A 23,268-nucleotide genomic window follows, 5' to 3' on the forward strand; every position below is an offset into this window, starting at 1 on the left:
TCCCCGGTTGATTGGGGCCCGGCAGCCACTACCGAAGACCGCCCGCTCAGGGAAGCTTCGCCATGACGCGCAGGAACGGGACACGCGGATATGCATGCACCGCACCCGATGTTCGAGCCGGAAAGCGGCTCGCAACGCCCCTATGTTACACGGCGGGTCGCACCGCTCAGCGGCGCAGACCCAGCCGCTCGATCAGCGAGCGGTAGCGCGCGATGTCCAGTTCGGCGACGTACTTGAGCAGCCGGCGACGACGGCCGACCAGCAACAGCAGGCCACGACGCGAGTGGTGGTCGTGCTTGTGCTGCTTGAGGTGCTCGGTGAGGTCCGAGATGCGCTTGGTCAGCAGGGCCACCTGCGCCTCCGGCGAACCGGTGTCGGTCTCGTGCAGACCGTACTGGCCCAGGATTTCCTTCTTCTGCTCGGCGGTCAGCGCCACGAATACATCTCCATCAATCGGTGCCGCGCGGGAAAGGTGACACGTGAGCCGCCGCGGACTGCAGCACACGGAGGGCCACTTTATCAGCGGCGGCGCCGCGGACTGAAATCGTCACCGGCCACCCCTTGACAACATACAACCATTTGGTTGTATGTTGGACCGGTGACCGTAGACATCGAGGACCGGGCCGATGCCCTGTTCCACGCGCTGGCCGACCGAACGCGGCGGGACATCCTGCGCCGCGCGCTGGCCGGCGAGCACTCGGTGTCCGCGCTCGCGTGCAAGTACGAGATGAGCTTCGCCGCCGTGCAAAAACACGTCGCCGTGCTGGAGAAAGCCGGTCTGGTGACCAAGCGGCGAAGCGGTCGAGAGCAGTTGGCCAGTGGTGACGTGACCGCCGTGCGCTCGGTGGCCGCCATGCTCGGCGAACTCGAGCAGGTCTGGCGCGGTCGCGTCGCCCGCATCGACGACCTCATCGCATCGGAAACCCAACCGGAAACCAAGGAGGACTGAGCCATGCCCGTGACCGACGTCGCGCATGATCTCGAGAACCTGACCCTGACCATCACCGCCGACTTCGCCGCGCCGGTGCAGCGGATCTGGCAGATCTACGCCGATCCCCGCCAGCTGGAGAAGATCTGGGGCCCGCCGTCGCATCCGGCGACCTTCGTCGACCACAGCCTGACCCCCGGAAGCCGCGTGACGTACTACATGACCGGGCCCGAAGGCGAGAAGTACGCCGGCTACTGGGAGATCACCGCCGTCGACGAGCCGCGCAGCTTCTCGTTCCGTGACGGGTTCGCCCACGCGGACTTCAACCCGAACCCCGACCTGCCGGTCTCGCAGAACACCTACACCTTCACCGAGCACGACGGCGGCACCCGCGCGGTGTACGTCAGTACCTACGCGTCCGCCGAAGGACTGGCGCAGGTACTGGAGATGGGTGTGGTCGAGGGCGCCTCGTCGGCGATCAACCAGATCGACGCCCTGATCGCGTCCTGACCGTCAGTCCTGTGCCGACAGGATCGCGCGGGCCTTCTCGGTGTCCTTGCCCATCGCCTCGACCAGATCGTGCACCGAGTCGAACTTGAGCTGACCGCGCAGCCTGGCGACGAAATCCACCGCGACGTGCTGGCCGTACAGGTCGGCGGCGGTGTCCAGCACGAAGGCCTCCACCGTGCGGGTGCGCCCGGAGAACGTCGGGTTGGTGCCCACCGAGACCGCGGCCTGATACCGCTCCCCCGGTACCACCGATCCGGTGACCGGCCCATGGCCCAGCACGGTGAACCAGGCGGCGTAGACGCCGTCGGCCGGGATCGCCGAGTACATCGGCGGCGCGACGTTGGCGGTCGGGAAGCCCAGCACCCGGCCCCGGCCGTCACCGCGCACCACCACGCCCTCGACGCGGTGCGGCCGGCCCAGCGCCTCGGCGGCGGTCACCACATCGCCGGCGTCGACACAGGACCGGATGTAGGTCGACGAGAACGTCACGGTCTCGCTCTGATGGTGCTCGGCGACCAGCGACAGGCTCTCGACGGCGAACCCGAACCGCTCGCCGGCCTTGCGTAGCGTGCCGACGTTGCCGGCCGCCTTCTTGCCGAAGGTGAAGTTCTCCCCGACGATCACCTCGACCACGTGCAGCCGCTCCACCAGCAGCTCGTGGATGTAGCGGTCCGGGGTGAGCTTCATGAAATCGGTGGTGAACGGCACCACCAGGAACACGTCGATGCCCAGTTCCTCGGCCAGTTCGGCGCGGCGGGCCAGCGTCGTGAGCTGGGCCGGGTGGCTGCCGGGGAACACCACTTCCATCGGATGCGGGTCGAACGTCATCAGCACCGACGGCACCCCCCGCGAGCGGCCGGCCTTCACCGCGCGGGCGATCAGCTCGGCGTGCCCGCGGTGTACGCCGTCGAACACGCCGATGGTCACCACACACCGGCCCCAGTCCGAGGGGATCTCGTCCTGTCCGCGCCACCGCTCCACGTGGGCAAGCCTACGGCGCGCTGCGACGGCTGAACACGCTAGATCCCCAGATCAGGTGATGAATGCCTAAACTTTCGGGTGTGAGTCCTGACGGTAGCCCCAACTCGGGGGTCCACGACCTGACGACGGTCGCCCAGGACTATCTGAAAACCATCTGGACCGCCCAGGAGTGGTCGCACGAGAAGGTCAGCACCAAGCTGCTCGCCGAACGCATCGGGGTGTCGGCCAGCACCGCTTCGGAGTCCATCCGCAGGCTCGCCGACCAGGGGCTGGTGGACCATGCGAAATACGGCGCAGTAACCCTGACCGAGCGGGGCCGGCGCGCCGCCCTGGCGGTGGTCCGCCGTCACCGCCTGCTCGAGACGTTCCTGATGCGCGAACTGGGCTACGGCTGGGACGAGGTGCACGACGAGGCCGAGATCCTCGAGCACGCGATCAGCGACATGATGCTCGACCGCATCGACGCCAAGCTGGGCCATCCCACCCGCGACCCGCACGGCGACCCCATCCCGTCCGCCGACGGCGAGGTCCCCACCCCGCCGGCCCGCCAGCTGTCGGCCTGTGTCGACGGCGAACTCACAACGGTGGCAAGGATTTCCGACGCCGACCCGGAGATGCTGCGCTACTTCGACACCGTCGGCATCAGCCTGGACTCCCGCCTACGGGTGCTCGCCCGGCGCGACTTCGCCGGCATGATCTCGGTGTCGGTAGAGACCTCCGACGGCGCGGCCACCACCGTCGATCTCGGGAACCCTGCGGCCCAAGCGATCTGGGTCGTCGGCTGAGTGCGCCGCCCCGGCAAACATCTCCGCACGCCCGCGGAAACGCAGTGGTCAGCGCCGTAATTCCGTAAAATCTCCGTCATCCAGGGGAGGGACGGGGCGGATGGGATGGTTTCCTGTCGACCCGCAAGCGGTGACGGCGGGCTGGCTCAGCGAAATCTTGGACGCCGACGTCCGCCAGTGTCGACTCGAGCAGATCGGCATCGGGGTCGGCCTGCTGGGCCGGCTGTACCGTGCCCACCTCGAAGGCCCGGACGCTCCGGCATCGGTGGTGATGAAGTTCCCGATCCTGGACTCGCGGGCCCGTTCCAGCGTGTGCGAGGACATGGAGTTCTACCTGCGGGAGACCCGCTTCTATCGCGAGATCGGGCTGGACAACCCGCTGCGCCCGGCGCGGCCGTACTTCGTCGCGTTCGACGACCGGACCCATGATTTCGTGCTTGTGCTGGAGGATCTGGGGCGGCTGCGCGTGTCCGACCAGATCCTCGGCTGCAGCGTTGCGGACGCCGAGACCGTGGTGGACGCCATCGCGCGTCATCAGGCGCACTGGTGGGACAGCGACCGGCTCGCCCAACTGCGGTGGCTGAGGTCCTACACCGCGGAACCGATGCCGGCCACGGTGGCCCGCAATTTCGCCGACGCGTGGCCCCGCTTCCTGGCCGGGGTGGGTGTCGGCATGTCCGCCGAGTTGCGCTCCTTCGGCGAGCGGTTCCCGACGCTCGTGCCGTGGTACCTGGACCAGATCTCGCGCCCGCCACGCACTTTTCTGCATGGCGACCTGCGGCTGGACCAGTTGTTCTTCGCCGTCGACGCCGGTGACCCGCCGGTGACCGCACTGGACTGGCAGGTCACCGGCGCGGGCCGCGGGGCCTACGACATCGCCTACTTCTTGAGCCAGAGCCTGGACACCGAGACCCGGCGCACCTGCGAATCAGGACTGGTCGAGCGATACGCCCACCGACTCGCCGAACACGGAATCAATTACCCTGCAGCCGAACTGCGCCGCGACTACCGGCTGACGACCGCGTGGTGTTTCGGCTATCCGGTGATCGGCGCGGGTCAGGTCGACATCATCAACGACCGCCAGCGACAACTGCTGTCCACGATGCTGCACCGCGCCGCGACCGCCATCGACGACAACGATGCCTTGGCCCTGGGGCCGGACTAGATGAGTGCCCACACCTGCGCATCCTGCGGCACAGTCAATGAAGCCGACGCCCGCTTCTGTGAGAGCTGCGGGGCTGCACTGCAGCGATCGTGTGGCGCGTGCGGGATCGCGGCCAGTGCGACGGCGCGGTTCTGTCGCGCCTGCGGCACCCCGCTCGACGACCAAGGCCGCCGACCGGTCGTCGGCCCGGCCCGCAAGACGGTGACGGTGCTGTTCGCCGACCTCGCCGGGTCGACGGCGTTCGAGGAGGCGGTGGATCCCGAGACGGCCCGCGAGGTCATCGGCGAGTACCACGAGCTGTTGCGGTCCACCGCGGCGCGCCATCGCGCCGGGGTGACCAAGTACATCGGTGACGGGTTCATGGCGGTGTGGGGTGTGCCCGAAGTGGGGGCGGGCGACGCCGGGCACGGCGTCGACGCGGCCATCGAACTCCAGGAACGATTCGTCGAGTTGGCGGGCCGACTTGCAGAGGCGCACGGCATTGCACTGGCGCTGCGTGTCGCGGTGAACACCGGCGAGGTGGTGGTCGGCAGCGACGACGCCGACCTCGTCGGTGACGCGCTGAACGTCGGTGCCCGGCTGGAATCCGAATGCCCGCACGGGCAGGTGGTCGTCGGCGCGGAAACCTGGCGTTCGACCCGGGGCCAGCATCGTTATGCCGCCCGCGGCGCCGTGCCGGTCAAGGGCCGCAGCGCGGCCGTCCCCGTCTATCAATGGATCGGCCGTGCCGACACCGCCGATTCGGTGCCGTTCGTCGGCAGACCGGCCGAATTGGGGCGTCTGCGCGCGGTTTTCGACGACGCGGTGGCCACCGCGTCCGTCCGCCTGGTCACTGTCGTCGGCGATCCTGGTGTGGGCAAGACCCGCCTGGCGGCCGAGTTCATCACCACACTCGGCGACGACGTCAGCGTGCTTCGGGCGCACTGCGCAATCGAGGGCAGCCCGGCGATGGCACCGCTGGTCGACGTGCTGCGCGCCCGCGATCTGGAGGCTGACATTCCCACCGGAACCGGCGAGCGGGATCGGGTCCTGCGCGCCCTCACCGGCATGACGACCGGCGTGGCGGGTTCTGTCGAAGAGGCGTTCTGGGCACTTCGCCGCTATCTCGAAGTGCTCGCCGCAGACCGTCCCCTGGTCGTCGTTGTCGACGACATCCACTGGGCGGACACCCTGCTGGTCGACTTCGTCGAGCACCTGGTCGAGTGGGTGCGCACCGTCCCGGTGCTGCTGCTTGCCCTGGCTCGACCCGAATTGCGGCAGGCGCGGCCCGATCTGGTCGCGGTGGGCGGATGGGTCACCGACGCGCTGCAGCTGCGAGGCCTGGAAGCGCACGCCACCACCGAGCTTGCCGCCCGCGTGCTCGGCAGCGGCCGGCTTCCCGCCGAGTTGCTCGACCGCCTGCCCGCCTCGACCGGCGGGAACCCGCTGTTCGTACGGGAATTGATCGGCATGATGGTGCACGACGGAGTGTTGATCGCCGCGCCCGATGGCTGGCGTCTGACCGTCGACGCCGATGCGATCTCGGTGCCGCCGACGATCCAGGCCCTGCTGGCATCCCGCCTCGAGCGGTTGAGTGCGGTCGACCGGCGGGTCCTGGAGGTCGCTTCGGTGATCGGCACGGACTTCTCCCCCAGCGCGGTCGGCGCACTGGCCGGCGCCGGGGTCGCTGAGATCATGTCCGCCCTGAACCGGCTGCGCCGCCTCGACCTCGCCCAGCCGAGTGGGGCCTACGCCGGCGACGAACCGGTCTGGCGGTTTCATCACGTCCTGATCCGCGATGTCGCCTACCGCAGGCTGTTGAAGTCCCAACGCGCCGAACTCCACGAGCGCCTGGCGAACTGGGTGCACGCCGGCGGAGCCAGCGTGGCATTCGAATCCGACGAAGTCATCGCGCGCAATCTCGAAGCCGCGCACGGTTACCGGTGCGACCTCGGGTTGCGCGACGGCTACACCAATGAATTGGCTCTGCGCTCGGCGCGTAACTATCTGGCCTCGGCCCGGCGCGCGCTCGACCGCGACGAGCTCGGCTCGGCGGGCAGTCAGGCCGCCCGGGGCGCGGCGCTGGCGGCGGCCGACACCGCGCTGCGCGCCGAGCTGCTGCTGGTCGGGTCCGAAGCGTTCCTGTCCGCCGGTGACGTGGCCGGCGCGGCACCCCTGGTCGACGATCTGGACGATCTTGCCGGGCCGGAGTTGGCACCGTGGGCGGCCTGTTATCGATGTCAGCTCGTCGCGTACACCGACCCGACGCGGTTGCTGGAGGTCGACGCCCGCCTGCGGGAGGCCATCGACGAGTTCGGTCGGCGGCATGATCCCGCGGGCCTGGCCAAGGCCCACCGGGTCCGGGCCGGCGCGAGGGCCCGCCTTGGCCGGATCGGCGACTGTGAAGCCGACCTCTTCGATGCGCTGATCGCCGCGCGCCAGAGCGGGGACCACCGGCAGATCACCGCAGCTCTGGGTGCAGCCCCCAACGCCGCGCTGTGGGGGCCGAGTCCGGCCCCCAAGGCGGGCGGCCGGTGCCTGGATGTGGTTCGGATGCAACGCATGACCACCGCGGCGCCGTCGTTGGAGGCCACCTCGCTGCGCTGCATGGCCGTGCTCGAACTGCTGCGCGGACGTCCGGACAAGGCGCGCGCGATGCTGGCCGACGCCCGGGCCGTGGTCGCCGATCTGGGACTTCGGCACGGCCTGATGGAGACGGAGTTGTTCGCCGGGATCATCGAGCTGATGGTGGGCGACCCGGCGGCCGCCGAACCGCATTTCCGGGTCGCCCTCGTCGGACTCGACGCCATGGGAGTCGGCGCGGACGCCGGCCAGGCCGCGGCACTGCTGGCCAGATCGGTTCTGGCGCAGGGCCGCATCGAGGAGGCCGAGCGCTACGCCGGGGAGAGCGAGCGCATCGCGGGACACAACCTGAAGACCGCCATCGCCTGGCGGTCGGTTCGGGCCGAGATTCTCTCGGCACGCGGCGAGCACGCTGCCGCCGCGGCCATGGCCCGCGACGGGGTGGCCGTCGCCGCGGGAACCGATCTGGTGCTCGACCATGCCGAGGCGTGCCTGGCGTTGAGCCGGGTGCTGGCTGCCGCCGGCGACGGGCCCGGCTCGGCCGCCGCCCGCCAGGCCGCCGAGACGCTGTACACCGCGAAAGACGCGGTCTTCCTGGTCGGTGGGTCCACACCCGCACCGGCGGCCGCGAACGAACGCGAGGCCGATGGGGTGCTCAGCCGGCGGGAGAGCCGACTGAGGCTTGCCAACCGCGTCAGCGCGCTGGGCGACCGCTTGATCGCCGCGATGGCTGCACATGACGTGGACGGGGTGATGAGCCACTGGTCGGATCGATTCGTCTACGAGGATCGACGTCGCCTGTCCGGCGACCGGATCGACAACGCAGGCGATCTGCGCCCGGCGGTCGCCCGAATATTCCAGCAGTACAACCACGTCCAGGCGCGAAATCTGGCCGTTCGCGGAGAGCGGGTGTACCTGGGGTGGAGCCGGTGGTCTGACGATGCCGGAAACGAGGTCGGCTACCTCGGTGTCTTCGAGATCGACGAGGCCGGGCTGATCGTCTACCACGGCCGGTTCGACGAGACCGACTTCTGGTCCGCCTACCAGGTGATGGAAGCCCGCTACTACGCCGGAGAGGGTGCCCGATTCGCCGTCAACGGCCTGCCGTCGGCCCAATGGGTGATCGGCATCAGCCAGGGTGACCTAGACACCGTCCGTCGCGTCTCCGACCCCGAATTCCGTTGGTTCGCTCCGCCATCGGCGTTGAAGGAACGAGAGCGTTCGGTCGACGACATGTTCGACTGGATGCAGGAACGCGGACGACAGGTGTCCTCTCAGCGCCACTGGGTTCCGGCCCTGCAGTGGTTGTCACCCACCTGCAGCGTGGGCCTCGGCGAGATCGAAGCGTCCGGCGCCGACGGCGAGAACTATCGGTGGAACTTCCTGTTCGTCACCGAATGCGGGGACGGCGTGCTCAAGACTGCGCACGAGTTCGGGGTTGACGACGAAGACGCCGCCTTCGCCTACGCCCAGCAGATCGTCACGGCGCGGACGACGAGGCTGCCGACCACCAACACGGCGAGCGAGGTCGGTCAGCGGGTGACCGCGGCGGTGCAGGCCGGCGACATCGACACCCTGGTCGCGCTGTACTCCGAAGAAATCCACTACGACGACCGCCGGCGCCTGCGCGGCGACCCGATCGTCGGTTCGGCGGGGGTCCGGGCCGCCTGCGAGCGGCTGCGCGCGCAGTACAGCCAATTCTCGTTGCGGACGTTGGCCGTTCGCGGCGACAACCTCAGCCTGGCGCAGGCCAGCTGGTCGGATGTGGCGGGCAATCAGTCCAGCTCGCTGATGGTCGGCGAGATCGACGACGACGGCCGTGTCGTGTATCAGGGCACCTTTGACGACGACGACCTGGCCGGCGCCTACCGAGAACTCGAAGAGCGGTACTACGCCGGTGCCGGTGCGCCGTATGCGGCCGCCGGTGCACCGTTCATCGAACTGATGGTCGCCGAGAACCGCGGCGACCTCGACCGGGCGTTCGACATGTTCGCCACACCGGGGCTGGCGATCGAGAGCCGGTCCCGTTCGGTATTCCCCCGCCGCAGCGCCGACGAGTTACGCCGCAGCCTCGAGGAACTCGGCGCCATGGTCGATTCCTATCGCGTCTGGGTGGCAGCCATCTTCTGGGTGTCCGACACGGTCACCGTGAGTCGTCACGAACGCGAGGCCATCGGCCGCAACGGTGCCCGATACGCGTGGTCGCGGCTGTATGTGACGAGAGCCCAGGACGGCCTGTTCACCGCGCTGTGCGAGTTCGACGCCGACGACGAGGACGCCGCGTTCGCCTACGCCGAGGAGATCGCCCAGATCGGCGGATCCGGGCTCGCGCTCACCAACCGTGCCAGCGTGACAGCCGGCCGGCTCGCGCATGCCATCCAGACCGCCGATGTGGCAACAACTCTCGCCTGCTACAGCGACCACTTCGCTCGGGAGGACAGGCGGCACTACAGTGGCGATCCAATTCGGGGCAAGGAGGCTCTGCGCGTCGCCACCGAGCGGCTCCTGGAGCAGTTCAGCACGTTCGAAGCCCGGGTGCTGGCGGTGCGGGGCCAAGCCCTGGTGCTCGTCGCCAGCCGGTGGCGTGACGACACTGGCAACGAGAGCAACCACTTGCATGTCTTCGATGTCGGCGACGACGGGGCGATCACCCACGACATCCGCTTCGACGGCGACGATTTCGACAGCGCCTATCGCGAACTCGAACAGCGCTTTTACGCCGCCGAAGGGTCGGCGGCGGCCACTTCGGGGGGCAACAACGCCGATTACGTCGCCGCCATGAACCGGGGTGACTTCGACGCGATGTTCTCCGATCTCAGCTGGCCCGATCTTCGCGTCGAAAACCGCTCGCGCTCAGGATTTCCCGATCGCTCGGCCGCAGAGCTACGGGCCAGCCTCACGGAACTGCACGGCATGCTGGCATCGGCCCGGTCGTGGTTCTCGGCCATCCGCTGGCTGACGCCGAAGTTGGTCGTCGGGCGGATGGACCGAGAAGGGGTGGGCGGCGACGGCGAGCGGTACGTATGGGCACGGATCCTGGTCGGGGTGTACCGCGACGGCCGACTGGCCAGGCTGTGCGACTTCGACGCCGACGACGAGGACGCCGCATTCGCTTACGCGCACTCCGTCGCCGCAGAGTCCGGCTCGGCCTGATCAACCCCGGCTTCTGATCCGCACCGGCAACGACGCCGGGCCCTGCAGTGACGGCGTCGTCCCCCACCGCACCGGTCCGGCCAGTTCCAGGCCGTCGATCTGGTCGAGCAGGTGGTTGACGGCGGTGATCGTCTCCAGCCTGGCCAGGTGCGCACCGAGACAGAAATGCAGGCCGTGGCCGAAGGACAGGTGCCCGGTGGTGTCGCGGGTGATGTCCAGGCGGTCGGGTTCGGCGAACTTGGCCGGGTCTCGGTTGGCCGAGGCGTAGAACAGCACCACCTTGCCGCCCGCCGGGATCACCGTGCCGCCGACCTCGTAGGGCGCGGTGGCCACCCGGGTGACCCACTGCACCGGTGAGCCCCACCGCGCGGTCTCCTCCACCGCGTTGGGCACCAGGGCGCGGTCCGCCTTGAGCGCGTCGAACAGTTCTGGGTCTTGAGCCAGCCGCATCAACAGCATGCCCAGCAGATTCGTCGTGGTCTCGTTGCCGGCCACCAGCAGGATCGTCGAATAGAAGAACGCCTCGGTGTCGGTGAGCTCACCGGCGCTACGGGCGGTGTGCAGCCGGGTCAGCAGATCGTCGGCGGGTGCGGTTGCGCGCCGGGCCATTTCGACGGTGACGAAACTGCGCAGCTGCACATAGGACTGCAGAAGGCTCGCGACCATCCGCATCACTTCGGGTAGTGTCCTGGGCGCGAAAGCCTGCGCGATCCGCTCCGACACGGCCCGGAACGCCGGCCACTGCGCGCGCGGGACGCCCAGGATCGTGGCGATCACGTTGATCGGCATCGGCACCGTCAGGGTGGACACCAGGTCGACGGTCTTACCGTCGCGCAGCGCCGAGATCGACTCGTCGGCCAGTCGTTCGATGTCCGACGTCCACTCTTTCACCGCACGTTTGGTGAAGACCGGCGCGGCGATGTGGCGCAACCGCGTGTGATCGGGCGGATCGACGGTGAGAACCGCACTCGCCGCGACGCTGCGCAACATGATGCCGTCGCGCGACGAGAGCACCTCGCCGTTGCGGGCGGCGGCGTGGACATCTTCGTAGCGCGCCAACATCCAGACGCCGAGACGCTCGTTGACCACCACCGGATGTTCACGGAGCCGCTCCAACGCGGGATAGGGATCGACGATGTTGGCAGGCAACGTCGGATCGAACGTGGATCGGGGCAGGTCACACCGCAGCGTCCCGGGTCGCGGGCGACGCAGATCCCGGTAAGCCCCCGTGGCGACGGGACGCCACAGGTCGGTGACGGACGCGCGGGCGACCGAGGCCACCGCCCGCGGAGCAGGCTTACGCAGATCAGCGGGCATGGGGACGACATTAAGGACGCGCGACGCCGGAATGAATGTCCGTTTCGGACATCGACTTGATATTTTCGGACATATGCCCGCCATCTCCGGACTCGACGTGGCCCGGCCGTCGGCGACGGGTCGTCATGTCGTCGAAGCCGCTGCCCAGCACGGACTGGACTCCGCGACATGCCTTTACGGCACCGGGCTGACACCCGCCGACCTCCTGGCGCCCGGCGCGGAGATCACTTCCGCCCAGGAGATGGCCATCGTCCGCAACGTGATCGCCCATCTGGGACACCGGACCGGGTTGGGGATGGAGGCGGGATCGCGGTACAGCTTCGCCGATACCGGCATCCTCGGCTACGCGCTGATGTCGAGTCCGACGTTCGGGGATGCCATCGACGTGGCGTGGCGCTACATCGCGTTGTCCGCCTCCTACCTGAGTCTGTCAGCACCCGTAGTTACCGGAACGGAAGCCGTTGTCGCCATTGACGACACCCAAATCCCCTCCGATCTCAGACAATTCCTGATCGAGCGAGACTTCGGCATGGTGCTGCGCTTGCTACCGATGCTGGTCGGCTCCGATCATCCCCCGATGTCGTTTCGCATCGAACTGGCCCAGCTGACCCTGCCCGTCGAGACCGTCGAGCTCGACAACGTGACGATCACCGTGCGCAACGGCCCCCGTAACGCCCTGGTGTTCCCCGCGGACCTGATCGACCAGCCGATGCCGGCGGCCGACCCGCAGACCGCGGCGATCTGCATACGGGAATGCGAGCAACTGCTCGACCGGCGCAGGGCGCGTCGTGGCGTGGCCGCCACCGTGCGGACCCGCATCATTTCGAATTCGGCGCAGATGCCGTCGATGGCCGACGTGGCCAGGGAGATGTCGATCACCGAACGCACCTTGCATCGCAGGCTCACCGCGGAAGGCACCAGCTTCCGCGCGCTCCTCGACGAGGTCCGCGCCACCCTGGCCGCCGAACTGTTGGACTCCGGTTTGACCGTCGAGGAGACGGCCCGGCGGCTGGGCTATGCCGAGGCGGCCGCGTTCACCCGCGCCCACGTGCGGTGGACCGGACACCCGCCGAGCCGGCGGTCACAGGGTCGCGGGCCGGATCACCACGACGGACCTCGTCCGTGAACCCTTGTCCTCGAGCAACGCGATCACCCGTCCGTCGGGATCGGTTGCGGCATAGACCCCGTCGATGCCCGCCGCCGCGAGCGGCCTGCCGTGGCCGGCGTCGGCCGCCTCGGCCTCGGTGATGTCGCGACGCACGAACGCCAGCAGGCACGCCTCGTCCAGGGAGTAACTCAGTTGTGGATCGTCGGCCAGGGCATCCAAGGTGCGCGCGTGATCGAGTCCGTATCCCCCGACCCGGGTGCGCCGTAGTGCGGTCAGGTGTCCCCCGACGCCGAGCCCGGTACCGAGATCGCGTGCCAGGGCCCGGATGTACGTGCCCGAGGAGCAATCCACCTCGACGTCGAGATCGACGAACGGGCCGTCGCGGCGGGTGTCCAGGATCGCGAACCGGTCGATGCGCACGGGCCGTGCCGCCAGTTCCACCGCCTGACCCTCGCGGGCCAATTGATACGCACGCTTGCCGCCGATCTTGATCGCGCTCACCGACGACGGCCGCTGCAAGATGTCGCCGCGCAACGCCGCGATACCCGCCTCGATCTGCTCGTCGGTGACGTGGTCGGCGCACACGTCCTGCACCACCTCACCTTCGGCGTCGTCGGTGGTGGTGGACCGGCCCAGCCGGATGGTGGCGGTGTAGGTCTTGGAGGTGGCCGTCAGCAGACCCAGGATCTTGGTGGCCCGCTCGATCCCGATCACCAGCACACCGGTGGCCATCGGGTCCAAGGTGCCCGCATGCCCGACCTTGCGGGTGCCGAACAGCCGACGACAGCGGCCCACCACGTCATGGCTGGTCATACCCGCCGGTTTGTCCACAATGACGATGCCGGGCGCGGGACTCGGCTTGCTCACAACACGATCGCCGTCAACGCCAGCCCGCCGCCTACCGACCAGCGACCCTCGAGCTCAGTCAGCGGCGGACCCGAGCGGGCGGCCGGATCGATCAGGATCCGCGACACGAAGCCGCCCGCGACACCGGTCGCGTCGACGTCGAAGGTGATGTGGGCGTCCTCGAAACCCAGCCAGCGCTCGGTGAGCGGGAACCACGCCTTGTACGTTGCCTCCTTGGCGCAGAACAGGATCCGGTCCCAGTGCAGCCCACCGGGCAGCGCGGCGATCTCGTAGCGCTCGGCGGGCAGACTGATCGCGTTCAACACCCCGTCCGGCAGCACACCGTGCGGTTCGGCGTCGATACCCACCGACCGGATCGTCTCGGTGCGACCGACCACCGCGCCGCGATACCCCTCGGTGTGGGTGAGGCTGCCCACCACACCTTCGGGCCAGCACGGCTGGCCCTTGTCGCCCTTGAGGATCGGCACCGGTGGCAGGCCCAGTTGCCCCAGTGCCACCCGCGCGCAGTGCCGGGCGGTGACAAACTCGTTGCGCCGCTTGGCAACCGACTTCGCGATCAGCGGTTCTTCCTCGGGCAGCGGCATCAGGTCCGGCGGGTCGGCGTAGGCCTCGGCGTAGACCAGGCCGGCGAGATCGGGCAGCACCGCTGCCATCAGCTCGCTCATCCGCGTCGACTGCGCAGCCGGTCGCGCAACTTCTCCGACTGCTCCTTCATCTCCTGGGTGATCACGAAATGGCCACCGAAGTCATTGAGGTAGCCCGGTGCGTACTGGGGATCGGGCAGGATCTGGCGTAACCATCGATAGGGCTTGCGGCGCCGCCATTCTCGCGGATAGCCGACCGACACCTCCTCGAAGCGCACCCCGTCGTACCACGTGGTCCGCGGGATGTGCAGGTGGCCGTACACCGAACACACCGCGTTGTAGCGGGTGTGCCAGTCGGCCGTCTCCGTCGTCCCGCACCACAGCGAGAACTCGGGGAAGAACAGCACATCGCAGGGCTCACGGCGCATCGGGAAATGGTTCACCTGCACCGTCGGCGTCATCCAGTCCAGCTCTTCGAGGCGCTTTCGGGTGTAGGACAGGCGATCCCGGCACCACGCATCCCGGGTGGCATACGGTTCGCTGGACAACAGGAACTCGTCGGTGGCCACGATATTGGCGGCCTTGGCGATCGCCAGCCCCTCGGCCTTCGTGCTCGCACCCGCCGGCAGGAACGTGTAGTCGTACAGCAGGAACATCGGCACGATCGTCGCCGGGCCGCCCTGCTCGGTCCACACCGGGAACGGATGCTCGGGAGTGACGATGCCCATCTCGTCGCACATGTTCACCAGGTAGTCGTACCGGGACCGGCCGAACACCTGGACCGGGTCCTTGCCGGTGGTCCACAGTTCGTGATTGCCCGGCACCCAGATCACCTTCGCGAACCGGCGGCGCAGCAGATCCAGCGACCAGCGGATGTCGTCGGTGCGCTCGGCGACGTCGCCGGCGACGATCAGCCAGTCGTCCGGCGTCGAGGGATACAGCGATTCGGTGACCGGCTTGTTGCCGGTGTGACCCGTGTGCAGGTCACTGATCGCCCAGAGCGTGGGTGCCACAACAGGCCAGACTACTGGCGGGCGGCCGCGGACACCCGCCCGCGGTCCGGGTGCACCCGGCAACTCGAGACGCCCTGCCTAGGCTGATCGGTGTGCCGAGCACTCCGTTCTTCGACCGCGCGATCGCTCGCATACTGCGGATCGCCCCACCGACCAGCGACTACGTCGTCCATCGCGGCGTCGAGGTGCCGATGCGCGACGGCGCGGTGCTGCGCGCCACCCACTACGCACCCGTCGTCGACGCGCCGCTGGGCACCATCCTGGTCCGCTGCCCCTACGGCCGCTCCTTCCCGTTCTCGCTGGTCTACGCCCGGCTCTACGCCGCCCGCGGCTACCACGTGCTGTTGCAGAGCGTGCGCGGCACCTTCGGCTCCGGCGGCGACTTCGTGCCGATGGTCCACGAGGCCGACGATGCCGCCGACACCGTGGCGTGGTTGCGCGAGCAGCCCTGGTTCACCGGTAGCTTCGCCACCATCGGGTTGTCCTATCTGGGCTACACCCAGTGGGCCCTGTTGTCGGATCCGCCACCCGAACTGGCCGCCGCGGTGGTCACCGTCGGGCCGCACGACTTCCACGCGTCCTCCTGGGGCACCGGTTCGTTCACGCTGACCGACTTCCTGGGCTGGTCGGACATGATGGCCCACCAGGAGGACGCAATGCCTCGTCGGCTGGCGTTCCAGACCCGGGCGGCACGCCGGCTGGAACGCGCCACCGGTGGCCTGCCCCTGGGCAGTGCGGGCCGAGAGCTGCTGGGTGCCGCGTCTCCGTGGTACGAGTCCTGGATCGAACATCCCGAGCCCGACGACCCGTTCTGGGACACCATGCGCATGACGGCAGCACTCGACCGGTGCGAGGTTCCGGTGCTACTCATCACCGGCTGGCAGGACCTGTTCCTGGATCAGACCCTGGTGCAGTATCGGCACCTGCGTGACCGCGGTGTGGACGTCGCGCTGACGGTCGGGCCGTGGGCACACATCGACATGATCACCAAGGCCGGTGGCGCCGCGGCCACCGAGACGCTGAGCTGGCTCGGCGCCCATCTGGCCGGTGCCGGCACGACGGGCCGGCGCAGCCCGGTGCGGGTGTACGTCGCCCACCACGGCTGGATCGACCTCCCGGAGTGGCCGCCGGCGACCGGCGAAGGTGTGCTGTACCTGCAACCCGGAGGGCGGCTGGCCGCCCCACCGCCGCCGGCGGACGCCGTCGCGTCCACGTTCCGCTACCACCCCGCCGATCCGACCCCGACGCTCGGCGGGCGGCTGTTGTCGCAGAACAGCGGCTACCGCGACGACACGGCGCTGGCCCGGCGCGCCGACGTCTTGAGCTTCACCAGCGGCCCGCTGGACGCCGATCTGTACGTGTTCGGCAGCCCCGTGCTGGAACTGGCCCACAGCGCCGACATCGACCACGTCGACCTGTTCGTCCGGGTCAGCGAGATCGACGCGCAGGGGCGTTCGCGCAACGTCAGCGACGGCTACCGCAGGCTGACCGCACCGTCGCCTGGCCCGATCCGTATCGAACTCGACTCGATCGCACACCGCTTCGCCGCCGGTACGCAGATCCGGGTGCTCGTCGCCGGCGGCTCGCACCCGCGCTACGCCCGCAACCTGGGTACCGGCGAGCCCGTGCTGACCGGGCGGCGGATGGTTCCGGCCGTGCACACCGTGCACCACGGTGCCGGCGGCGTGTCCCGGCTGATCCTGCCCGCCTCGGCAGGCCTGCCCTCACCCGACGGCGGCGCGGACCCGGTCGGCGATCCCGGCTAGCGCGGCCGCGCCGTGCACCGGCTCACCCGGCCGTGCCAGGGTGGGCACCTCAACCCAGCTGGTGCAGCCCCGGTAGTCCGGCGTCCGAGCCAGCCGCGTCGGCTCGACCAGCGGCGCGGCCTGCACCACCAGCACGGTCAGCAGGTGACGGGGCCGGAAATCCAGCCGGTCGGCCCGCACCGACTCGGCCGTCCAGATGTGCAGATCCTCGATGTCGGCCAGCCCCTCGGGATTCGATACCGGCACCGCGGCAACGACTTTCGCCGCCGCGCGGATCACGAGGTGATCGTCGGTGCTGTCGGGCGCGGAGGCATCGAGCAGGTCGCGGTGCTCGGGACGCACCCGTTCGGCGTGACTGTGCGCGACCGTCGGGAACAACAGGAATTCCTCGGCCGCGACCGCGAACCGCTTTTCGTGGATTCCGCCTTTGCGCAGCAGAACCGTCTGGCGGCCGTCGAGCAGGGCGTGCACCGCCGCGCTCCACTCCTTGAGCGCGGTCGTCATCCCGGCCCGGCGGCCAGTCGCGCCCGGACCTCGGGGCGACGAAGCGGTGGAATGGTTTTCGGCGGCTGACGGCGGGCGGGCAGCTGCGCCAGCAGCCGCGCCGTGGTGGCTGCGACCTCGGCGACAGCGGCCTCGAAAGCGTCGGCGTTGGCGTCGGACGGGCGTGCGATCCCGCTGACCTTGCGGACGTATTGACGGGCGGCCGCGGTGATCTCCTCGGCGGTGGCCGCGGGCTGCAGACCGCGCAACTCGGTGATGTTTCGGCACATGACCCCAGCATGCCCGCCGGCGGATCCTGCCGTCGAGCGCGGAGTCGGCAGCGGATCGGCGTTGATCAGATTGATATCCCACACCCATCTCACTCACACGTTCGGCACCTAGCCTGGCCGCCAAGCCGTCGAATGACGGGACGAGAAGGGTGCATCATGGCCGCGGGACTGGCACCGACTCGACCGGTCAAACGGTCGGTCGGCAGGCCGCGCGGCTCGAACACCGACATGCGGCGCGAGATGATCATCTCCGCGGCCGTACGCATGTTCGCCTACCGCGGGTACGACGCGGCCACCCTCCGAGAGGTCGCCGACCTCGTCGGCATCACCCGAACGGCCGTGCACCACTACTTCCCCGGGAAGGCCCCGCTGTACCGGGCCGCACTCGACCGGGCCTGCGAGGTCGTCCTGCCGACCGCAGCGCGACCGGAGACCCTCGCGTCCCCACCTGAACACGACGTCGCGCTGGCATGTGCGCTCTTGGGGACGTCGTTGGCCCAGTCGCACCGGATCGCCGACGTCGCGCCACGGATCACCAGCATCGCCGACGACCTGCGCCGCATCTGTGCGGCAGCGGTACCACCCGGCGAGGGAGACCAGCGGGCAGAGCTTCTGGTCACGCTGATCGTCGGACGATGGGTCCTGACGGCGTGCGAGCTCACCGAGATCAACGGCGCTGCCGGTCTGCCTGAGTGATTTCTCGCCGCCGCCTCGGCCCGGCGCGGACACCGAGCCGGGCCGCACACGTAGATTTGCAGCAGCCACGGACACGCAGGAGGTGTGGTTGCTCGTACGACGAATGGGCCGAACCTGCGCGACGCTCGCCCTGCTGATCGGTGCCGCCGCGTTGCCCGGGTGCGGCGCTCCGACCCTCACCCAGGCGGCCGACGACCTGCAGGCCACCCTGATCGCCATGCCCGGGGTCACGGACGCGTGGGTATATCCCGACGAGCGCTACGGCGCGGGCTTCACCTTCACCATCGCGGTCGACGCCCCGACCGCGACGCCTTCCGAGTTGATGGCCATCGCCGAGCGCATCACCGACGCCCCGGTGCGATTGACCGCGAACTACACCCAGAACGTGCAGTTCTGGGTGACACCCGACAAGCCGGCCACCATCAGCCGCCACGCCCACATCGACGCGGCCCAGCTTGCCGGCGACGCCGAACAACTCCGGGCCATCGCCACCGACGTGGACGGCAAGATCGACTGGTTGCGCAGCGACGACGGCGCCGTCAATCGGCTGTCGATCACCGGAACCGACACGCCTGGGGCCGCCGTCCTCGACGCCGTGCGGCGACGCGCCGGGTCGACCGCGCTGACCATGTCGGTGTCACCGGCGACACCCTCACCGCGCACCCCGCGGATGAGCGCGGCCTTCCCGCTCAGCGCCGACGGCCAGACGCGGATCGAGCGGTTCCTCGGCGCCATTCCCGTCGATGTCTTCGGAGTGCGGATCGACCACGACGGAGTGCGAGCCGTGCAGGCCATGGTGTCCGCCGACCCGGCGGTGGCCGCGCAGGACTTGTCCACCGTCATCGAGGAGAGCAGGGCCGACGCGATCGGCCCGATGTGGCTGGCCTGGTACACCCCGAGTGCGGTCGGTGGTGTCCCGCTGTTCGGCGGTCTCGTCGAGATCGGCGACTGCGCCTCCCCCGCCGCGCGGATACGGCAGGCGTCGCTGCGATCCGGTCCCGACCAGATCTCCGGGATTCAAGAGCACCTGCAGTCCGCGATCGGCGCCTGCGCGGCCCCCGAACTGGCCGGAACCGGCTGGGATTCACCCGCACCCCAGCCGATATTGGCCTCTCCCCCAAGCGCTTTGAGCCAACTCAGGGCCGCACGCGACGTACCGGCAGCCATCCCGGCAGCCGTGACAGTGCGGCCGCGACCGGCAGCTGCCGGCGACCCGACGCACGGCATGACTCTGCGCAAGCCGCTGCGACTGCCCGTGCCCATGGGATCCCAGGTGGCCGGCCCGCGCCCGGCGGCGGCGCTCGATTTCCCCGGTCCACCGCCGCCCGCCGCGGCGGTAGCCGGTGCCGGCGGCTCGCCGCACCTTCCGACGGGACCGCATCGCCCACTGAGCCGGACGGCACGCTGAGGCAGCTGACGAGACCGATACGGTGTCGGTATGACCGGCGACGACATCCTGCTCATCGACACCACCGACCGGATCCGCACGATCACCCTGAATCGGCCCGGCGCCCGCAATGCGCTCTCCAGCGCGCTGCGCAGCCGGTTCTTCAGTGCGCTGCGTGACGCCGAGGCCGACGAGGACGTCGACGTCGTCATCGTCACCGGCGCCGACCCGGTGTTCTGCGCGGGCCTGGACCTCAAGGAACTCGGCGACACCACCGAGCTGCCCGACATCTCACCGAAGTGGCCGCCGATGACCAAGCCCGTCATCGGCGCGATCAACGGTGCCGCGGTCACCGGCGGGCTGGAGCTGGCGCTGTACTGCGACATCCTGATCGCGTCGGACCGCGCCCGGTTCGCCGACACCCACGCCCGGGTCGGCCTGCTGCCGACGTGGGGTCTGAGCGTGCGGCTGCCGCAGAAGGTCGGCGTCGGGATGGCCCGCCGGATGAGCCTGACCGGTGACTACCTGTCCGCCGACGAGGCGCTACGGACCGGTCTGGTCACCCAGGTCGTCCCCCACGACGAACTGCCGGCGGCCGCCCGGGCGGTGGCCACCTCGATCGTCGGCAACAACCAGAAGGCCGTGCGGGCGCTGCTGGCCTCCTACCACCGGATCGACACCGACCAGACCGGCTCCGGGCTCTGGATCGAAGCAGACTCGGCGCGTGCGTGGATGGCCGTCGCCACCGGCGACGACATCGCCGCCAGCCGCGCCTCGGTGATCGAGCGGGGCCGCTCGCAGGTCAAATAGCCTGCCCTCACACCGCTTTCGCGGCGGCGATCAGGGCCTGCCACTTGGCCAGCGTGCCGGCGTCCTTGGCGACGATGTTGCCGATCTGCAGTTGACGCAACGTCACCCCGCGCAGGGTGTAGCTGCTGTTGTTGCCGACGATGGTGATCACCGTCGAGCCGGACTTCTCGGTCACGTCGAATTGCCCGGCCTGCATCCAGACGAAGTCCAGCGTGTCCTTCGCCGGGTCGAAGTTCAGCACCGCGTTGGCACCCCAGTTCCAGGTGATGGTGGTCGACGTGCCGCCGGTCACCGGGGTGCCACCGCCGCCGCCCGTGCCCGTGCCCGTGCCGCCGCTTCCGTAGTTGACGACGTTGATCGTGCCGTAGTCGTTGAACACCGCGCTGAAGGCGCCCTGCGGGTCGCTGAGCCCGGAGGCGCCGGTCGAGGCCTGCCCGAGGGTGCCCGGGGTGTCGCGCAGCACCTGCCACATCGACAGCATGCCGATTCCCTTGGTACGCGCGAAGTCTTCGAGCGCCTGAGCGTCGGCGACGGTGAACACCTCGGTGAGGACGTCGTTCACGCCGAGCATCGGGGTGACCCCGATCTGGCTCCACGCGAAGCTCTGGCCGTACTTGGCGTACAGCGTCGACATCTGCGAATAGGTCGACTGCGCCGCCTGAATTGCGTAGGCGCCCATCGTCTTCGCGTTGGGTCCGCTGGTCGGCGCGGCGGATTCGCCGTAGTCCATCGCCATGACGTTGACGCCGGCGAGCTTGACCCCCGCCTTGACCGCCGAGTCGACGACGTTGACGCCATCGGCGGTCAGTCCGGTGGGCAACACCGGCAGGGTGTACCAGATCTGCAGATCCGGCTTGGCCTTCTGCAGCAGGGCCAGCGCCTGGCTGTTGAGCGCGATCGACGCCGGGTCCGCGACTGCGGCACCCTCGATGTCGAAATCGATGTGGGTGACACCGTAGGTGTCGACGACCGCGGCGTAGGCGTTGGCGAGATCCTGGGCGCTGCGGCCCTTGGCTGCGTAGACCTGCGCGAGGCTGGTGCCGGACGCACCGCCGAAGGAGATCATCACGTCCCCGCCCGCCGCCTTGAACTCGGCGATCGAGGCGTTGATCGCCTTGGCCTGGTCGGTGGTCGAATTCGGTTCCAGGGCAGCCAATCCCGCCCAGGCGAGATTACCGTTGGCATCGGCCTGCATGAAACCCAGCGTCATCAGCGAGGTGCCGTAGGTCTTGGACAGCCCCAGCAGATTCGGCACCGGCCAGGCGCCCATGTCCACGTACGGCGCGAAGAACGCTTTGCCCCACTGGGCGGTGCCGCCGGGTGTGGTCGCGGTGTCGTCGTTGGTGATCGTCGCGACCGCCGAACCGGTGGCGATGGTGGCACCGGAGGGATTCGACAATGTGACGGTGAACGTCTCGTTGGATTCGACCGTGGTGTCGCCGAGCACGCTCACGGTGATCGTCTGCGAGACCACCCCGGGCGCGAAGGTCACGGTGCCCGAGCGCGCCGTGTAGTCCTGGCCCGCCGTGGCCGAACCGTTGGCGGTGGCGTAGTTCAGCGTGACGGTCGCTGTCGACGCTTTGGACAGCGTGACGGTGAACATCATGTTCGTCGTGCCGCTGTTGCCCTCTGCCGCAGTGGCGCTGCCGATCGACACGCTGGGCAACTGGACGGCCACATCGTCGTTCTTCACGGTGCCGGTCGCGGTGGCCCGACCGAGGGTGGCCCCGGACGGACTCGACAGCGTGACGGTGAACGTCTCGTCCGACTCCACAGCGGTGTCGCCGCGCACGCTGACGTTGACCGTCTGCGAGGTCACCCCCGGAGCGAACGTGACGGTGCCCGAAGCCGCGGTGTAGTCCTGGCCCGCCGTGGCCGAACCGTTGGCCGTCGTGTAACTGACGGTCACCGGTTTGGTGCTGGCCTTGGACAGCGTGAGCACGAACCCGGCGTTGGTGGTGCCGCTGTTGCCTTCGGTCACACTGGTGTCGGCGACCGAGACGCTGGGCAACGCCGTCTGCGCGCCGCTGATCAGCGATTGCCACTTGGCCACGGTGCCGGCATCCTTGGCGACGATGTTGCTCATCTGCAGCTGACTCAGGGTGACACCCTGCAACGTGTAGGTGTGGTTGTTGTCGACGACCCCGATCAGCACCGAACCGGACTTCTCGGTGACGGTGAACTGGCCGGGTTGCATCCAGCCGAAATCCAGCTTGTCGGTGGCCGGATTGAACGCCAACACCGGGTTGGACCCCCACGCCCAGGTGATCGTCGTGGTGGTTCCGGTGGTGGCCGAGGCCACGCTGAGCCCGGCTGACAGGCTGTGGGTGATAGGGGCGGGGATCAGGGCCGACACGCGCGCCACCAGGGCCTCGATCTCGCGTCGGACCAAAGCCAGTGCACCGGTGAGCAATTGCGCGGGCGGCGTCGGCAGACCGGTGCCCGGCGTCACTCCCAGCAATGACAGGAAGCCCGAGAGGATGTTCGCCGGACGGGCGGCGGCGACCGCCGTCTGGCGGACCGGCGCCTCCTCGGCCTGCTGCACCGAGGCCACCGCGACGACCGCGCCGGCGTGTGCGTCCGACGTCATCGTGGTCACCGTCGCGGCGACCGAACCCGGGGCTTCCTCGGCACTACCGGGCTGACCGCGGTCCGCCGCCGAGTTTGCTTGCGCCGCAGGCTCTTGCGCGGTCGACACCCGCACGCCCAAGCGTTGCGCAGGGCTCGGTCGGGTGTCCTGCGCCCGGCCGGCTGACTTCTTCTGCGGGCCGGGCGTACCGTCGGATCCCGCGCGCGTGGCCCGCCGCGACGAGCCGACCGAGCGCGCTGCAGGAGCGGCCGAGCCCGCCGAGTCCGTGGCGTC

The 23,268-nt window shown here is 69.2% G+C and carries 19 protein-coding genes; 10 read left to right on the forward strand and 9 right to left on the reverse strand.

What is annotated here, in order from left to right; all coding sequences use genetic code 11:
- Positions 1-166: 166 nt before the first annotated feature.
- On the reverse strand, positions 167-436 hold the full coding sequence (gene rpsO, locus MSZK_RS21560) for a 30S ribosomal protein S15 (protein WP_099250639.1): 270 nt from the start codon (positions 434-436) through the stop codon (positions 167-169).
- Between the two features lie 162 nt (positions 437-598).
- On the opposite strand from rpsO, the gene MSZK_RS21565 reads away from it, so the two are divergent.
- On the forward strand, positions 599-949 hold the full coding sequence (locus MSZK_RS21565; RefSeq protein WP_099250640.1) for a helix-turn-helix transcriptional regulator: 351 nt from the start codon (positions 599-601) through the stop codon (positions 947-949).
- Between the two features lie 3 nt (positions 950-952).
- A complete protein-coding gene (locus MSZK_RS21570) occupies positions 953-1,438 on the forward strand; it encodes an SRPBCC domain-containing protein (protein WP_099250641.1) in 486 nt (161 codons plus the stop codon).
- A 3-nt stretch (positions 1,439-1,441) separates the two neighbouring features.
- Here the strand turns inward: MSZK_RS21570 and MSZK_RS21575 are convergent, their stop codons facing one another.
- A complete protein-coding gene (locus MSZK_RS21575) occupies positions 1,442-2,419 on the reverse strand; it encodes a bifunctional riboflavin kinase/FAD synthetase (RefSeq protein WP_099250642.1) in 978 nt (325 codons plus the stop codon).
- Between the two features lie 62 nt (positions 2,420-2,481).
- On the opposite strand from MSZK_RS21575, the gene mntR reads away from it, so the two are divergent.
- The 3 genes from mntR to MSZK_RS21590 all read left to right on the forward strand — a co-directional run bounded on the left by mntR (position 2,482) and on the right by MSZK_RS21590 (position 10,084).
- Positions 2,482-3,204 carry a manganese-binding transcriptional regulator MntR gene (mntR, locus tag MSZK_RS21580; RefSeq protein WP_099250643.1) on the forward strand — a complete coding sequence of 241 codons (723 nt, stop codon included), beginning with the start codon at positions 2,482-2,484 and terminating at the stop codon, positions 3,202-3,204.
- A 100-nt stretch (positions 3,205-3,304) separates the two neighbouring features.
- Positions 3,305-4,369 (forward strand): phosphotransferase, encoded by a 1,065-nt coding sequence (locus MSZK_RS21585; RefSeq protein WP_099250644.1) that lies wholly within the window; start codon positions 3,305-3,307, stop codon positions 4,367-4,369.
- Entirely contained in the window at positions 4,370-10,084 is a 5,715-nt protein-coding gene (locus tag MSZK_RS21590) for an AAA family ATPase (protein ID WP_099250645.1), read from the forward strand.
- Here the strand turns inward: MSZK_RS21590 and MSZK_RS21595 are convergent, their stop codons facing one another.
- Complete coding sequence (locus tag MSZK_RS21595; protein ID WP_099250646.1) at positions 10,085-11,401, reverse strand: cytochrome P450; 1,317 nt, start codon at positions 11,399-11,401, stop codon at positions 10,085-10,087. It lies immediately after the preceding gene.
- 73 nt (positions 11,402-11,474) lie between these two features.
- On the opposite strand from MSZK_RS21595, the gene MSZK_RS21600 reads away from it, so the two are divergent.
- Positions 11,475-12,527, forward strand: a complete 1,053-nt coding sequence (locus tag MSZK_RS21600; protein WP_158230615.1) for an AraC family transcriptional regulator — start codon at positions 11,475-11,477, stop codon at positions 12,525-12,527.
- On the opposite strand, the gene truB is transcribed toward MSZK_RS21600, so the two are convergent.
- Genes truB through MSZK_RS21615 form a run of 3 tightly spaced genes read right to left on the reverse strand, consistent with a single transcriptional unit; the run spans position 12,483 to position 14,973 of the window.
- Positions 12,483-13,376 carry a tRNA pseudouridine(55) synthase TruB gene (truB, locus tag MSZK_RS21605; protein WP_255414243.1) on the reverse strand — a complete coding sequence of 298 codons (894 nt, stop codon included), beginning with the start codon at positions 13,374-13,376 and terminating at the stop codon, positions 12,483-12,485. The genes MSZK_RS21600 and truB overlap by 45 nt on opposite strands.
- Positions 13,373-14,041: a 4'-phosphopantetheinyl transferase gene (locus MSZK_RS21610; RefSeq protein WP_099250648.1), complete on the reverse strand. Its 669-nt coding sequence runs from the start codon at positions 14,039-14,041 to the stop codon at positions 13,373-13,375. The genes truB and MSZK_RS21610 overlap by 4 nt, the downstream gene beginning before the upstream one ends.
- On the reverse strand, positions 14,038-14,973 hold the full coding sequence (locus MSZK_RS21615) for a metallophosphoesterase (protein WP_099250649.1): 936 nt from the start codon (positions 14,971-14,973) through the stop codon (positions 14,038-14,040). Before MSZK_RS21615 ends, MSZK_RS21610 begins: the two co-directional genes overlap by 4 nt.
- A gap of 92 nt (positions 14,974-15,065) precedes the next feature.
- Here MSZK_RS21615 and MSZK_RS21620 point away from each other — a divergent pair, with 92 nt between their 5' ends.
- Complete coding sequence (locus tag MSZK_RS21620; protein ID WP_099250650.1) at positions 15,066-16,739, forward strand: CocE/NonD family hydrolase; 1,674 nt, start codon at positions 15,066-15,068, stop codon at positions 16,737-16,739.
- Here MSZK_RS21620 and MSZK_RS21625 read toward each other — a convergent pair.
- Positions 16,698-17,243, reverse strand: coding sequence for a DUF1802 family protein (locus MSZK_RS21625; RefSeq protein WP_099250651.1), 546 nt, complete (start codon positions 17,241-17,243; stop codon positions 16,698-16,700). The genes MSZK_RS21620 and MSZK_RS21625 overlap by 42 nt on opposite strands.
- Positions 17,240-17,512: a DUF2277 family protein gene (locus MSZK_RS21630; protein ID WP_099250652.1), complete on the reverse strand. Its 273-nt coding sequence runs from the start codon at positions 17,510-17,512 to the stop codon at positions 17,240-17,242. The genes MSZK_RS21625 and MSZK_RS21630 overlap by 4 nt, the downstream gene beginning before the upstream one ends.
- 156 nt (positions 17,513-17,668) lie before the next feature.
- On the opposite strand from MSZK_RS21630, the gene MSZK_RS21635 reads away from it, so the two are divergent.
- From MSZK_RS21635 to MSZK_RS21645, 3 genes are all read left to right on the forward strand, one after another.
- Positions 17,669-18,208: a TetR/AcrR family transcriptional regulator gene (locus tag MSZK_RS21635; protein WP_158230616.1), complete on the forward strand. Its 540-nt coding sequence runs from the start codon at positions 17,669-17,671 to the stop codon at positions 18,206-18,208.
- Positions 18,209-18,296: 88 nt separating this feature from the next.
- The gene (locus MSZK_RS21640) at positions 18,297-19,616 is read left to right on the forward strand and encodes a hypothetical protein (RefSeq protein WP_142389978.1); all 1,320 of its coding nucleotides are present in this window, start codon (positions 18,297-18,299) and stop codon (positions 19,614-19,616) included.
- Between the two features lie 30 nt (positions 19,617-19,646).
- Positions 19,647-20,405 carry an enoyl-CoA hydratase gene (locus MSZK_RS21645; protein ID WP_099250655.1) on the forward strand — a complete coding sequence of 253 codons (759 nt, stop codon included), beginning with the start codon at positions 19,647-19,649 and terminating at the stop codon, positions 20,403-20,405.
- A 7-nt stretch (positions 20,406-20,412) separates the two neighbouring features.
- Here the strand turns inward: MSZK_RS21645 and MSZK_RS21650 are convergent.
- The coding region (locus MSZK_RS21650; RefSeq protein ID WP_233211439.1) for a Calx-beta domain-containing protein at positions 20,413-23,268 on the reverse strand (2,856 nt) is incomplete at its 5' end.

The organism is Mycobacterium sp. shizuoka-1 (assembly GCF_002723835.1).
In the GTDB taxonomy this organism is placed as follows: domain Bacteria; phylum Actinomycetota; class Actinomycetes; order Mycobacteriales; family Mycobacteriaceae; genus Mycobacterium.